The organism is Paenibacillus ihbetae (assembly GCF_002741055.1).
Lineage (GTDB): Bacteria > Bacillota > Bacilli > Paenibacillales > Paenibacillaceae > Paenibacillus_AQ > Paenibacillus_AQ ihbetae.
Genome location: NZ_CP016809.1, coordinates 3,548,855 through 3,562,369, shown reverse-complemented (window position 1 = coordinate 3,562,369; position 13,515 = coordinate 3,548,855). Strand labels below are relative to the sequence as shown.

11 protein-coding genes are annotated in these 13,515 nt (G+C 55.7%); 4 read left to right on the top strand and 7 right to left on the bottom strand.

Annotated elements, in window-relative coordinates; translation table 11 throughout:
• Nucleotides 1–295: 295 nt before the first annotated feature.
• Nucleotides 296–1,774 (top strand): alpha-amylase, encoded by a 1,479-nt coding sequence (locus tag BBD41_RS15835; RefSeq protein ID WP_099478155.1) that lies wholly within the window; start codon nt 296–298, stop codon nt 1,772–1,774.
• A 154-nt stretch (nt 1,775–1,928) separates the two neighbouring features.
• On the opposite strand, the gene BBD41_RS15830 is transcribed toward BBD41_RS15835, so the two are convergent.
• The gene (locus tag BBD41_RS15830) at nt 1,929–2,828 is read right to left on the bottom strand and encodes an ABC transporter permease subunit (RefSeq protein WP_099478154.1); all 900 of its coding nucleotides are present in this window, start codon (nt 2,826–2,828) and stop codon (nt 1,929–1,931) included.
• A 24-nt stretch (nt 2,829–2,852) separates the two neighbouring features.
• A complete protein-coding gene (locus BBD41_RS15825; RefSeq protein ID WP_099478153.1) occupies nt 2,853–3,761 on the bottom strand; it encodes an ABC transporter permease subunit in 909 nt (302 codons plus the stop codon).
• 305 nt (nt 3,762–4,066) lie between these two features.
• Between BBD41_RS15825 and BBD41_RS15820 the strand changes: the two genes are divergently transcribed.
• The gene (locus BBD41_RS15820) at nt 4,067–4,549 is read left to right on the top strand and encodes a glutathione peroxidase (protein WP_077568590.1); all 483 of its coding nucleotides are present in this window, start codon (nt 4,067–4,069) and stop codon (nt 4,547–4,549) included.
• Nucleotides 4,550–4,824: 275 nt separating this feature from the next.
• Here BBD41_RS15820 and BBD41_RS15815 read toward each other — a convergent pair whose 3' ends face one another.
• Nucleotides 4,825–6,792, bottom strand: coding sequence for a glycoside hydrolase family 127 protein (locus BBD41_RS15815; protein ID WP_099478152.1), 1,968 nt, complete (start codon nt 6,790–6,792; stop codon nt 4,825–4,827).
• Nucleotides 6,793–6,875: 83 nt separating this feature from the next.
• Here BBD41_RS15815 and BBD41_RS15810 point away from each other — a divergent pair, with 83 nt between their 5' ends.
• Entirely contained in the window at nt 6,876–7,748 is an 873-nt protein-coding gene (locus tag BBD41_RS15810; protein ID WP_237086811.1) for a helix-turn-helix transcriptional regulator, read from the top strand.
• 210 nt (nt 7,749–7,958) lie between these two features.
• Here the strand turns inward: BBD41_RS15810 and BBD41_RS15805 are convergent, their stop codons facing one another.
• Together BBD41_RS15805 and BBD41_RS15800 are read right to left on the bottom strand one after the other, a co-directional pair.
• Nucleotides 7,959–8,360 carry a VOC family protein gene (locus BBD41_RS15805; protein ID WP_099478151.1) on the bottom strand — a complete coding sequence of 134 codons (402 nt, stop codon included), beginning with the start codon at nt 8,358–8,360 and terminating at the stop codon, nt 7,959–7,961.
• A gap of 95 nt (nt 8,361–8,455) precedes the next feature.
• Complete coding sequence (locus BBD41_RS15800; protein WP_099478150.1) at nt 8,456–9,193, bottom strand: HAD family hydrolase; 738 nt, start codon at nt 9,191–9,193, stop codon at nt 8,456–8,458.
• A 340-nt stretch (nt 9,194–9,533) separates the two neighbouring features.
• Between BBD41_RS15800 and BBD41_RS15795 the strand changes: the two genes are divergently transcribed.
• On the top strand, nt 9,534–10,415 hold the full coding sequence (locus tag BBD41_RS15795; protein ID WP_099478149.1) for a class I SAM-dependent methyltransferase: 882 nt from the start codon (nt 9,534–9,536) through the stop codon (nt 10,413–10,415).
• Between the two features lie 203 nt (nt 10,416–10,618).
• On the opposite strand, the gene BBD41_RS15790 is transcribed toward BBD41_RS15795, so the two are convergent.
• Together BBD41_RS15790 and BBD41_RS15785 are read right to left on the bottom strand one after the other, a co-directional pair.
• Nucleotides 10,619–11,770 (bottom strand): glycerate kinase, encoded by a 1,152-nt coding sequence (locus BBD41_RS15790; RefSeq protein WP_099480646.1) that lies wholly within the window; start codon nt 11,768–11,770, stop codon nt 10,619–10,621.
• Nucleotides 11,771–11,860: 90 nt separating this feature from the next.
• The gene (locus BBD41_RS15785) at nt 11,861–13,420 is read right to left on the bottom strand and encodes a solute symporter family protein (RefSeq protein WP_206098248.1); all 1,560 of its coding nucleotides are present in this window, start codon (nt 13,418–13,420) and stop codon (nt 11,861–11,863) included.
• Nucleotides 13,421–13,515: the final 95 nt, after the last annotated feature.

Genomic DNA, 13,515 nt, shown 5'->3' with positions numbered 1-13,515 from the left:
GCAGGCTATGCCGCCGGAATTGTCAGGTACACCAGCCTTACGAATAGGCTGGGGTCAAGGCCGTAAATCCTTGACCCATGAACGTGCTGACCCGTTATGATCGGGGCAGCACGTTTTTATATACGTAAATTCGTCGTTGTGTCTCGCCGTTCCGCTCGTCTGTTCCATGCCATATTCGGGAACAATTGAACTGTGTTTAACACGGTATGCTCCCCGGGTATGGTTATGGATATGGATAGCTATACCCTGTATGACATAAACGCAAGCCATCTTTACAGAGGAGATGAACGCACGAATGCAGCGAAATCATACCATGATGCAATTTTTCGAATGGCATGTCGCCCCCGACGGCTCGCATTGGAAACGTCTGAAGGAAGCGGCGCCCGAGCTCAGCAAGGCGGGAGTCGATACGGTATGGATTCCACCGGTGACCAAAGCGCTGTCGGCGGAAGATAACGGCTACGGTGCGTATGATCTGTACGATCTGGGGGAGTTTGATCAAAAGGGCACCGTACGTACGAAATACGGCACGAAGCAGGAATTGATCGATGCCATCGCGGCCTGCCACAAGCACGGGATCGCCGTCTATGTGGATCTCGTGATGAACCATAAGGCCGGAGCGGACGAAACCGAGCGATTCCATGTGGTCCAGGTCGATGAAATGGACCGGACCAAGGAAATATCGAAGCCCTTCGAGATTGAGGGTTGGACCAAATTTACGTTCCCCGGCCGGGGCGGCAAGTACTCCTCTTTCCAGTGGAATTTTCATCATTTCAACGGGACCGACTACGATGCGAGTAGAAAGCGTGCCGGCATATACCGCATTCTTGGCGAGAACAAATCATGGAACGAGAAGGTGGACCATGAATTCGGCAACTATGACTATCTGATGTTCGCCAATATCGATTACAGCCATCCCGAGGTTCGCAAAGAGATGATCAAATGGGGCCAGTGGCTCGTCGATACCCTGCAATGCAGCGGCTTCCGGCTGGATGCGATCAAGCATATCAACCATGATTTCATCAAGGAGTTTGCAACGGCCATGAAGAAGAAACGGGGAGACGACTTCTACATCGTCGGGGAGTTTTGGAACCCGGAGCTTCAGGCATGCCGGAGCTACCTCGACCGGGTAGATTACAAGATCGATCTGTTTGACGTATCGCTTCACTATAAGCTTCATGCTGCGGCCAAAGCCGGGCGGTCCTTCGACCTGCGGACGATCTTCGACGATACGCTGGTGCAATCCCATCCTATGAATGCCGTTACGTTCGTCGACAATCATGACTCCCAGCCCCACGAATCACTGGAATCCTGGGTGGAGGACTGGTTCAAGCAGAGCGCTTATGCCTTGATCCTGCTTCGGAAGGACGGCTATCCCGTCGTCTTCTACGGGGATTATTACGGCATCGGCGGGGAGCATTCACTTCCGGGCAAGAAGGAAGCCATCGACCCGCTCCTGTATGCCCGGGCTCACCTCGCGTACGGAGAGCAGGATGATTATTTCGACCATCCCAACACGATCGGCTGGGTTCGAAGAGGGCTGCCGGAAGTTAAAAACTCCGGATGTGCGGTCGTTATGGCAAACGGGGATCCCGGCGAAAAACGCATGTATGTCGGAACCCACCGCGCCGGCGAAGAGTGGATGGATCTGACAGGCAACCGGGATGAGCGTGTTACGATCGGGACCGACGGCTTTGGCGTCTTTCCTGTACACGGCGGCAGCGTATCGGTATGGGCACGGAATGGGGACCGCCAAAATTCGCTGGGCTCCTAACGCAGACTCCCCACGATTGTTCGGATGATGCATTAACAAAAAAACCGGAAGCATCGAATTCGCATATCGCCATGCATCGGTTGCAGGCATTTAAGCGAATCATGATCGACTTCCGGTTTTTTTTGCGTAATTGAAGCTAGGCCAGCACGTTTTTTTAGCCTCTCACCTGGAAACGGCGGCGCAGGCCTTCTGCGAGCAGATTGAATGTCACAATGGCAATCATCATTGCACACGCAGGATAGAATACATATTCAAACTTGCCGAGGAATATATCCGTGCGGTGTCTGGCCAGAATGGTCGCCCAGTTCAGCCCTGTCTCAACGAATTCCATCGTATAATAATCGACTTCCTTCCACTCATGCCCCAGAAAAATATTCACAATCGCAAGCTGGCCGAGAAGGAGCAAGACCTTACCCATGTCCAGACAGAAATTGACGACCATCTCGGGAAACATGATGGGAACGTAATAGTTCTTTGTCAGCGTTCTGGTACGCAGCCCCAGTGCGGAGCTCGCTTCCATGTACGGCTCCCTGGACAATTTATAAGCCTGCTCCTGTACGGTGACGGCAACACGTCCGACCTCCACGCTAGCCAGGATCAGGATAGCCCAGGCCAGCCGGTACTGGGCAAACAGGAGGAACGGAAGCGCAAGCAGCAGCGCCGATGCGAATACCGGCGGCATATAGGAGAACAGCTGGTTCCAAAACGTGATCAGCCGGTGGCAAAACCCTGTTTTCTTTCGGGCCATGATCCCCAGCGGAACCGCGATGATGTACCTGACGGCCGCAATGGCCAGGACAAACAGGATCGTTTCCTTCGCGCCGACAACCAATCGGCTTAGATTGTCGACCCCTTCCTTGTCCGTGCCGAGCAGGTTTTTGGACGATGGCTTAAAGGCAGGCAGCACGAGCTTCTCTTCACCGTTCTTCATGACCCACCGGGATCGCTCTTTGCTCAAATCCGCGTCGATAAACGGAAGATGGGGGCCGACGAACGCTACAAACACCAAGAAAGCAAGCAACGTGCCTCCGAGCCATAAAGGGATATTTCTCAAGTCCGGCTACCTCCATTCATTTCTTTATCTAGGATCGAAATATTTGCGGGCTGAATGACTAATCCATTGCACGACCAGGAAGATCAGCATGAAGAAAAAGGCGATCCCGATAATGACGCCCGGTTCATATTCGGGGCCCGTACCCGTGTAGGGGTTGAAATCCAGCGCCTGGAACAGCCTCCAGGCTGCGCCCGGGTAGTTCCGGTAATACTCGACCACCAGCAAATTCGATAGAATGAATACGAGCAGGCCCGGAAGATGCGTCAAGATCGCCGCGATGCCGTTGCGGAGCATGTGCTTGTACACTACGGCCCTGTCGCTGAGCCCCTTGGCCTTTGCCAACAGGATGTACATCTTTCCTTCCTGGGCAAGAAGCGAAGCGGAGGTCACTCTGGCGATAAAGAAGATGGGGTAGATCGAGACCAGAAGCGCGGGCAGCGCGAACGCCTCCCAGCCTTCCACGGCAAAATAGCGGACGGCCGGTACATGCTTGACCAGAAACCACTGCACAAACAGCATGAGGAAGAAATCAGGTATGGACTGGAACAGCCATGTTGTCCAATGGCCGAGCACATTGAATTTCGTCTTGGACAGCTTGTAGTCTGCAATCCCTTTCAAAATCCCGACGACAAACCCGATTAAAAGCGCCGAGATTATGACCAGCAGGCTCATGCCGACGGCGACCAATGCTGCAGCCTCTGCCGTCTGACCCTTATATCGCGACGGTCCGAGGCTTCCGTGCTCGATGAGCTGGCGGAAGAAATCGCCTATATATGTAAGGTACCGGTTCATGTCGAATGAGGGATCCGCTACAACCTTATGACCATCCAGTGAAATATTGATGTCTCGGGGAATCAGGACGATCAGGACAATGAAGCTAAAGGCCAGCAGGCTGATGATCGTCGATTTGAGCATTTGCGTTTTCAAATTCATATCGGCCTCCTAAGTGTCCTCGTAATACGGAAAATCCTTCATATGCTTAATTGGTTATTCTACTACTACCATAATTCTCCTAGTTTAGTCCAGTAAAAAATTACATATTTTTACTCTCTTATATGTTCATAGGCTTGCGATGGACGTGTATTGCCTGCGGCAATGCTGCACGATGATCAGCGCCGACGTCCGACGGCAGGCCTTAACGCCATAACGCGACCGGTCAACGGCCGAGAAGTTGCAATGCTTCCCGATAGCATATAATCTGGTTGCATAACCCAAGTGCGATGAAGGAGGTTTACAGGATGACCATTTATGATTACGAGGTAACGACAATCACCGGCGAACGCGAGAAGCTCGAGAAATATCGCGGCCACGTGCTGTTAATCGTAAATACTGCGACCAAATGCGGATTCGCCCCTCAATTCAGCGGGCTGGAGAAGCTGCATCAAACGTACCGCGACCAGGGACTGGCCGTGCTCGGCTTCCCCAGCAGCCAGTTTATGAACCAGGAGCTCGAGGACAATGCCTCGATCGAGGAAGCGTGCAAATTGAATCACGGGGTGACCTTTCCCCTCTTCGCCAAGATCGACGTAAACGGCACCGATGCCCATCCCCTGTATAAGCATCTGACCCAAGAAGCGCCAGGCGTGCTCGGCAGTAAAGCCATCAAATGGAACTTCACCAAATTCCTTGTGGACCGGGAGGGGAAGGTAGTCAAGCGGTTCGCCCCGGCCGATACGCCCGAGAAGATCGAAGAGCATATCAAAAAGCTTTTACAGGCATAGCTTGGGGAACACGCGGGAAAATTGCAGCAGACCTCCTGAATTTCCGCCGGAACCGTTGAAAGTTATCCCTTTCAATGGTTGAAAAAAAAGACGCCTCCCGAAGGGCAGAATATTGCCTCTTCGGGTGACGCCCTATTGCTATAGGATCTACTGTTCCATTAACCGTTTCCGCAGGCGCTCCATGGCTTGTCGTCCGAGCGTCGACGCTGATCATCGTGCAGCACTCATCATTACACCGCGCGCCGGGCTCGGGGTCTGCCAGTCGAATCCGGCATTTACACCAGGCTTGCTTCTTCCCGGATCCACACGGCCATCTCGTTCTCCCCTCGATTCCCCCACAGATAATACGGAATTGCCTTTAATGTCGCGGATTTCGCCTGCCGCGGCGCTGCCCGGTACAATTCTCCATTCCAGGACTCCGCCTCTTCCCGCCAGCCGGCTCCCTCGATGACCACGGCGCCTCCCGGCAAATCCGGATCGAATCGCGAATTTAACTTCGGATCAGCCGCCAGGGTAACGGCCGAGATTGGCGCGCCATTATCGACGCTCTCCCAACAGTATACAAGCGGTCCCCGCTGAATGGCCGCTTTGCCGGCATTTGCACGAACCAGCGGATGGGCTCTTACCTGAAGAATATCAAGCGAGAGCGCAAGCTCCAGCGTATCGCCCGAAGCCCAGGTTCGGGTTATGTAAGCATAGCCCTCCCGGATCAAGCCTGCCGTCTCCTCTCCGTTCACGCGGATCACGGCTTGGCCGCGGCACCACCCCGGGATGCGCAGAGCCAGCGTCCACTCCGCCGCCTGCTGCGGTTCAACGGTAAAAGTAACGTTCCCGCTCCACGGCAGCTCGCTGGTCTGCTTGACCTTTACGGTGTTACTGCGAAGGGACACCGCTGTCTCGCCGCCGATGTAAAGATGGGCAAACAACGTATCCTCATTCGAGGTATACACGTACTCGCCGAGTGAAGTCAGCAGCCTTGCCACATTCGGCGGACAGCAGGCGCATGCGAACCAGCCCGGCCGGACCGGCTTCACGTGATGCTTGCCCGGATTATGACGGCAGGCATCCGGCCACACCTCCAGCGGATTAACGTAGAAGAAATGGGTGCCGTCCTGCGCCATGCTGCCGATTACCGTGTTGTACAGCGCCCGCTCCATCACGTCCGCATACTCGGATTTCGGCGACAACTCCAGCATCCGCCGGGCGAAGAAGATCAGGCCAATCGAAGCACAGGTCTCCGCATAGACAGTATCGTTCGGAAGATCGTAATCGATCGTAAACGCCTCGCCGTGGTGGGTCGAGCCGATCCCGCCGGTAATGTACATTTGTTTATGGACAATGTTATCCCACAGATTCTCGCATGCCTTCATCAGTGATGCATCTCCGGTGCGGGCGGCCAAATCGGCCATCGCAGTATACATATAGACGGCACGCACCGAGTGGCCCACCGCTACCTTCTGCTCCCTGACCGGCAGGTGACTCTGATGATAAGGGAGATGGGGAGCTCCGGATACCGAAGCATAGAAGGAGCTTTTTCCGCGCCGTTCCCACTCTTGGTGGAAAAAATGCGGCTCCCGTCCCCGCTCGTCGATAAAGTATTGGGCTAGCCGCAAATACTTCTCCTCATGGGTAGCCTCATATAATTTCACAAGCGCCAGCTCAATCTCCTGGTGACCGTCAAAGCCATGGATTTTGCCCTCTTCCGGTCCGAATACCGTATCGATATAATCGGCGAACCGGCAGGCCACATCCAGCAGCTTCCGTTTGCCGGTTGCACGGTAGTGGGCCACCGCAGCTTCGATCAGATGCCCGGCGCAGTACAGCTCATGGCAGTCCGTCAGGTTGGTCCAGCGTTTAGTTGGCTCTTTTACCGTAAAATACGTATTCAAATAGCCGTCCGGCTGCTGGGCATCGGCAATCAGGTCAATCAGCTCGTCCACCTGCTGCTCCAGCTTCGGATCAGGGTGAATGGCCAGGGAATAAGCCGCAGCCTCCAGCCATTTCGCCACATCGCTGTCTTGAAATACCATGCCTTTATATTCGCCCTGCTCCCTGCCGGCCGCGATACGGAAGTTGGCAACCGCGTGACTCGGCTCCACTCCCGGAATCCGGTCATGAAGCGCCTCGTATTGATAAGGGATGACCACTTCCCTTACCAGCCGGATATAGCGGGACCAGAAGGGATCGTTCAGCTTAACCTGTTGAAGCGGCACCGCAGCGGATCGTTCGGTCACAACTCTCATCGGATAATCACTCCTTAGGATCGTATTGTTGCCTCGACACCTCCCATTCTACGTTTTATGATAGGATGAAAGCGATAAAGGATATGACCCAGTTTTTTATACGATTTCACACAACGATCGAGGTGATCAAGCTGGCCGATTCGAATATGCTATCCCTTCCTTCCCTGCCCCCGCCCTACTACCTTGAATCCGGGTCAACCTTGTATGCCGCAGGGGATCAGCACCCCAACCGGAGAAATCTCGGCGTATATGATCTCATCCTCGTGCGAAGCGGCTGCCTGTACCTCGGCGAGGAGGAGCAGCAGTGGGAGCTGCGCGCGGGAGATCTGGTCATCCTGCTGCCGGATGCGTATCACTATGCGGTGCAGGCATGCAGGGAGGAGACCTTTTTTTACTGGCTGCATTTTCAAGCGACTCCGGACAGCCCCTCGCATCCGGGCAGCATTTCAGACCGCATACATCTGCCGAAGCTGGCTGCCGTTCCCTACCCGGATCAAGCCTATCAGCTGTTCGAATCGCTCCATCTCCTGGCAACGGAGCCGCGTTCTATTGCCTTTTGGCGGGAACAGTCGCTGTTTATCGAGCTCATGCAGATGCTGGACCAGTCAAGGGCCGGGCAGGAGCAATCCCGTGCACGCAAGGTGGCCGAACAAATCGAATCGTTCATCAAAATGCATTACCGGGAACCGATCAGCAACGGCCGTTTATCCGAAAGTCTGCATTTTCACTACAATTACCTGACGCGGTGCATGAAGGAATCCCATGGCGTGACGCCTTCCGAATACTTGCTGCAGTATCGCCTGGATCAAGCGAAGAGGCTGCTGCTGACCACCCGATGGTCCGTGTCCCGCATCGCCGAGCATGTCGGCTTCCAGTACCCCCCTTATTTCACGCGCCGGTTCTCGGCACGCTTCGGCGTATCGCCGCTGCAGTTCCGAAAGCAGTATACTGAATAGGAGTGGGCACTATAAATCACACTAAAAAAAACCGCCCGGGTGTGTGCTTAGCCTGGGCGGTTCTGCGGCAATCGGATCATATGAAGGCTCCTATGGAAAGGCAAAGCCTGGACTAAAATGCCTGCATCGTATGTCAGCACATTCGGCGGCTTCGAGGCAGTGAAGAGTGCACTTAAGCAGGTCCTGGGTTCGTTCAAGCTTGTCGCATGATTAAGATTCGGCCGGGAGATTCAGCTGCCACGAGACGCCGAACTTGTCTACGATCCAGCCGAATTTGCGGCTGAAGCCGTAATTACCCAGCGGCATTAACGGTCCTCCCCCGTCCAGCAGTTGGTGATACAGCCGCTCGATCTCCTCGTCTGAATCGCAGGTCAGGTAGATGGAGAACGCAGGTGTGAACGTAAAATCATGCTTCACGTTGCTGTCGATGCACATGAAGGGCTGCCCCTTCAAGGTGAAGACGGCGTGCATGACGCTCCCTTCTTCTCCCGGCTGTCCGGGACCGTACCGGGTGATGCTCGTAATCTCCGAATCTTCAATCAAGGACGTATAGTACGTCATCGCTTCTTCCGCATCCCCTTGAAACATCAAAAACGGCGTCGCCTTGTTCATCGTTCATACCCCTCTCCTTATGGAATGGAAAACGTCGGTTGAAACAGCATTGCAATCTTGCAAGCAGTCCGCTTGAGCTTTCTCTGAGTACCGTCTTAAGAACCCAAAAGCCCGCTGAGCATGCGCCGAAGCTCCTCATAGCTGGTCGCCACATGACGGGGCTCATGCTCCGATTCAGGCTCAACCCCGCGGTGATTAAACCATATGACATGCCAGCCGGCCGCCAGGGCGCCGACCACGTCATTGCGCCAGGAATCTCCGATATAATAACAGTGTTCCGGCACGGTTCCCGTCCGCTCATTCACATGACGGAAGATCCGGGCATCCGGCTTGTCCCACCCGACCGCCCCGGATACGAATATGCGCTCCTGCGGGATCAGATCCCCCAGCTTCATGGCCGTAATTTTGTTCATCTGATGATCTGCCGGCCCGTTCGTAATTAACCCTACAAGATGCCCGGCATCCTTCAATGCCTGAAGCAGCTCGCGAGCGCCATCAAACATGGTAATCTCATATTGCCGTCCAAGATACGCCCGCTGAACCGCATCGGCTTCCTCGCGGGTCAGCTGTATCCCGAACTCCGCCAAGGCCAGCTGAAAGCGGCGGGTTCTCATATCCCCAACCGCGTCCCCGTAAGCCGCCGTACCGGCCCCTCCAAGCTCTTCGGACAACCGGTCGCTGTAATACCGCATCCGGTGGTAGGCCTTCTCATAAGGGAAGGACTCCCGGGGCTGTACAATCGCCTGCAGCGCATCCCGAAACGGTGCCAAATGGTCGTATAACGTATCATCTACATCAAAGAAAATCCCTTTCCGTTCTGATTGCCCAGTCATGTTCATCCCTCTTCCTATCATCGGGTCGCTTGTCTCTATCGGGATCATGCATCCACATCAATATGGTGTGCTTGCCGGTAAAATCATCTGTGACCGGTTCCCTGCCACCCTGCTTCTAATTCCTCTATTGTACATGCTGGACCTCCTGTCACACCACCCCACCCGGGCCGCCAGCTGCTTAAGGCCATGTCCCCCGCCGTTAATGATATTTCCCCGTTTGCCAACAACGTGACCCCTCTCTCCGCTCCATATGTAAATATGTTCCTCCGCTATGATAAGATAGTTGCAGACATATGAGCAGCCAGTTCCATCGAAGAACGAAAAAGGAGATGAATCGCTTATGACCAAGGACTTGACCGCGGGATGGCAAGGGGACTCTGTTCCCGAAGGCAACCGTGTCAGCAACGTGGAGCGCTTTAGCGGCTTCGAAGACACGTATGACCGGCACCGCCCGGAAGCCCCCGAAGAGGTCGTTACCCTACTCACCGGATATCTGACCCGCAGACCTTCGCTTGTCGTCGATCTGGGCTGCGGAACCGGGTTGTCGTCTTTTGTATGGAAGGACGCCGCAGACCGGATTATCGGCGTTGAACCTAACGATGATATGCGGGGAAAAGCTCTCGCCAAATTGCATTCCCTCACGGAGCAAGGCGCTAATGGTCACGCCCATTCGGGTGCCATCACCTTCGTCTCCGGCTATTCGAACCAACTGGCGCTGCCGGATGGGGCTGCGGACATCATTACCTGCTCCCAGTCCTTTCACTGGATGGAGCCTGCCAGTACGCTGAAGGAGGCCGCACGCGTGCTGCGCGAGGAGGGCGTATTCGCCGCCTATGACTGTGACTGGCCGCCCAGCCTCACTTGGAGAATCGAGCAGGCTTATCATGAGCTGATCCAGCTGGCCGATGACATCATCGGCCGCCGCGTCAATCCGGACGACCAAGCTTACAAAGGGAATAAAAACGAGCATTTGAAGCATATCCGGGAGAGCGGACTGTTCCGGTTTTCGAAGGAAATCGTATTCCACCATGTCGAGCCGTTCACCGCAGACCGTTACACCGGACTTGCCGTCAGCCAAGGCGCCATCCAAACCGTCTTCAAGCTAAATCAGCCCGAGCTTCACGAGAAGATCGCATCATTCCAAGCGATGGTTAAGGAGTATTTTCAGGAACGAATCCTTCCGCTCATGCTCAGCTACCGCATGCGGATCGGCATTAAATAGCCTGGGCAGCAGAACAGCAGCAGGGGCAGCCTCCTCTCGAACGATGGGGCTGCCCTGCTGCTGTTACATGTCTCGTCGTCCAAGCGACGATGATCATCGTGCAGCAGTCATCATTACACCGCGCACCGGGAGGGGCACACGGTTGCTAGGCTAACGCGAACGGGATGCCATTCCAAGCCGGTCAACCGGTCAACCGGCCAGGATCATCTCCGGTTCATCGCCTGCATCAGGCGGATGATATTCTCCGCGGTTCTCTCCACATTCCGCCTTCCGCCTGCCAGCGCCTCCTCCAATGTGGAGGCGCCGGGCATAATCCCGAATATCGCATCAATTCCCAGGTCGTACAGGATCTCCGCTCCGTCGCCGACCCGGCCGGCCAGCGCCACCACCGGCTTGCCGTGCCGTTTCGCGACCTTGGCAACGCCGAGCGGCGCTTTGCCGTACTGCGTCTGGGAATCCATCGCGCCTTCTCCGGTCCATACCATATCGGCCTGTCGGATTCTGTCCTCCAATCCGGTGAAATCGACGACCATTTCGATCCCCTTCCTTAGGTTCCCGTTCAGGAAAGCCATCAACCCTCCACCCAGTCCGCCCGCAGCCCCGGCACCCGGTACGTCCGCAATATCCTTGCCGAGCTCCTGCTTGATCTTCTCGGCATAATGGCGAAGATTACGATCCAAAAGCCGGATCATATCCGGGTTGGCCCCTTTCTGAGGCCCGAATACGCTGGAGGCCCCCGTTTCTCCGCAGAGCGGGTTCGTCACGTCGCAAGCAACCTCCACCTGCACATTCCGAAGACGCGAATCGAAGGCGGACAAGTCAATCCGCGCAAGGCGTCCCAGCTCCCCGCCGCCATAGGCAAGCTCCCTGTCCTCCGTATCGAGCAGTCTGCCGCCCAGCGCCTGCACGACTCCGGCTCCCCCGTCATTCGTAGCACTGCCGCCGATGCCGATCAGCAGCTTGCGGATGCCGTGATCCAGGCAGGCTCTGATGAGCTCTCCCGTCCCGTAGGTCGTCGCCGCCAGCGGATTCCGTTCCCCCGGCGGCACGAGATGAATTCCGCTGGCACTGGCCATTTCGAGAATACCGGTGCTGCCGTCGCCGGAAATCCCGTACGAGGCCATCACCGGATGCCCCATCGGACCTGTCACCCTTCGGGTATAAACCGTTCCGCCTGTCGCATCCACGAGGGACTGCATCGTTCCTTCTCCGCCATCCGCCATAGGCACATGAATGCAGGTGACATCCGGACTTCCCTTCTTGATGCCGCGTTCCATCGCTTCACACACTTCCTTGGCTGTCAAACTCTCCTTGAAGGAGTCTGGCGCCAGCACAATGACATAGTCCCGTTTCACGTTATCCCCTGCCAATCCTCGTAATTTCAGGTCTCTTTGCCGCTTCAGGCGTCTTTTGATTGTTCCGGTCATGAATCCCCTTAGCCCTTTTCAACCGGCTTCCCGCGTTCGGATCTCGTCCGGGGCGACATGAGCGATTGTCTGCATGACCTCGAACTGTCCCCTCGAGCTGGTTCTGCGTGCCAGCAGCGTGCCGAGGATGCCGCCGGCGAACCCGATCGGAATCGAGACGATTCCCGGATGCTTCAGCGGAAATACCGCCTCGGCCCGGATCCAGCCCGTAACCGGGTCCATGACGTTCGGGCCGATCGCGATGAGCGCAAGGGACGAGATCAACCCGCAGGTAATGCTCGCCATTGCGCCGAAGGCGTTAAAGCCGCGCCAGAATAGGGTGAACAGCAGCACGGGCAAGTTCGCCGAAGCCGCAACCGCGAAGGCAAACGAAACAAGGAAGGCGACATTCAGCTTCTGCGCTCCGAGCGCGAGCACAATGGAAGCCGCGCCGACCACGATCGCAGACAGCTTGGCCACCTTCATCTGCTGCGCCTCGCTCGCCTGCCTGCTGCGAAAAATGCTGCTGTACACATCATGGGCAAAGGCCGACGAGGCGGTGAGCACGAGACCGGAAATCACGGCCAAAATCGTGGCGAACGCGACCGCCGATACGAATGCCATGAGAAACTCGCCCCCGAGGGCGCTGGCCAGCAGCGGAATCGCCAGCTCCACACGCTCCGACAGCGCGGACCAATCCACGAAGGCGGCCGCCCCGAAGCCCAGGAATACCGTCATTACATAGAAAATGCTGATCGTCACGGTCGCCGTCTTCACCGACAGCCGCACCGCGCGCGGATCCCTAACCGTATAAAAGCGGGCAATGATGTGCGGAAGTCCGGCCGTACCCAACACGAGCGCCATGTTGAATGAGATCATGTCCAGCGGGTGGTCGAACATGTTCCCCGGCTTCAGGAACTGTTCCTTAAGCGGTGTTCCATGCTCCATGGAAGCGAACAGCCCCAATAAATCCCAATCAAACCGTGACAGCACGATAAGGCTGATCATTAACGTGCTGCTCACCAGCAGAATAGACTTCACGATCTGGACCCAGGAGGTCGCGAGCATGCCGCCGAAGGTAACATATACGGTCATCAGGCCGCCGACAAGCACGATGGCCCAGGAGGTTTCCAGGCCAAACAGCAAATGGACAAGCCAGCCTGCTCCGACCAGCTGGGCGATCATATAAAAGACCGTAATCATCAGGTTATTGAGCGCGATCAATCCGCGCAGCCGTCTCTCTCTGAACCGGACCGCAACCGCATCCGCCATCGTATACCGGCCCAAATTATGAAGCGGCTCGGCGATGAGGTATTGCACAATCACATAGGAGGCCAGAAATCCGATCGAATAGAAAAATCCGTCAAAGCCGTACACCGCAATCGAGCCCGCGATGCCAAGAAAGGACGCGGCGCTGATATAGTCGCCCGAGATGGCCAGCCCGTTCTGGAGGCCGTTCAGCCGGTTGCCTGCCGCATAGAAATCGTTCGTGCTGGTTGTCCTTCCCGCAGCGTAATATGTCATCATTAATGTCCCGATGACGATCGCCAGAAAAAAAACGATGCCGGATATGTTCACGTACCAGGCCTCCTTATCCATATACGCATAAGCTCCTTAACTATCATTTTACGATAAGATGACAGAAAAAGGGTGATCTTCCTGCTGAAATGCAGATGGAAGACCACCCTTTTGAA

Bases quoted from the DNA above. Each gene is read 5' to 3' on its own strand.
- BBD41_RS15820 (WP_077568590.1), top strand. From the start codon at position 4,067: ATGACCATTTATGATTACGAGGTAACGACAATCACCGGCGAACGCGAG.
- BBD41_RS15815 (WP_099478152.1), bottom strand. From the start codon at position 6,792: ATGAGAGTTGTGACCGAACGATCCGCTGCGGTGCCGCTTCAACAGGTT.
- BBD41_RS15785 (WP_206098248.1), bottom strand. From the start codon at position 13,420: ATGGATAAGGAGGCCTGGTACGTGAACATATCCGGCATCGTTTTTTTT.
- BBD41_RS15810 (WP_237086811.1), top strand. From the start codon at position 6,876: ATGACCCAGTTTTTTATACGATTTCACACAACGATCGAGGTGATCAAG.
- BBD41_RS15805 (WP_099478151.1), bottom strand. From the start codon at position 8,360: ATGAACAAGGCGACGCCGTTTTTGATGTTTCAAGGGGATGCGGAAGAA.
- BBD41_RS15825 (WP_099478153.1), bottom strand. From the start codon at position 3,761: ATGAATTTGAAAACGCAAATGCTCAAATCGACGATCATCAGCCTGCTG.
- BBD41_RS15800 (WP_099478150.1), bottom strand. From the start codon at position 9,193: ATGACTGGGCAATCAGAACGGAAAGGGATTTTCTTTGATGTAGATGAT.
- BBD41_RS15835 (WP_099478155.1), top strand. From the start codon at position 296: ATGCAGCGAAATCATACCATGATGCAATTTTTCGAATGGCATGTCGCC.
- BBD41_RS15795 (WP_099478149.1), top strand. From the start codon at position 9,534: ATGACCAAGGACTTGACCGCGGGATGGCAAGGGGACTCTGTTCCCGAA.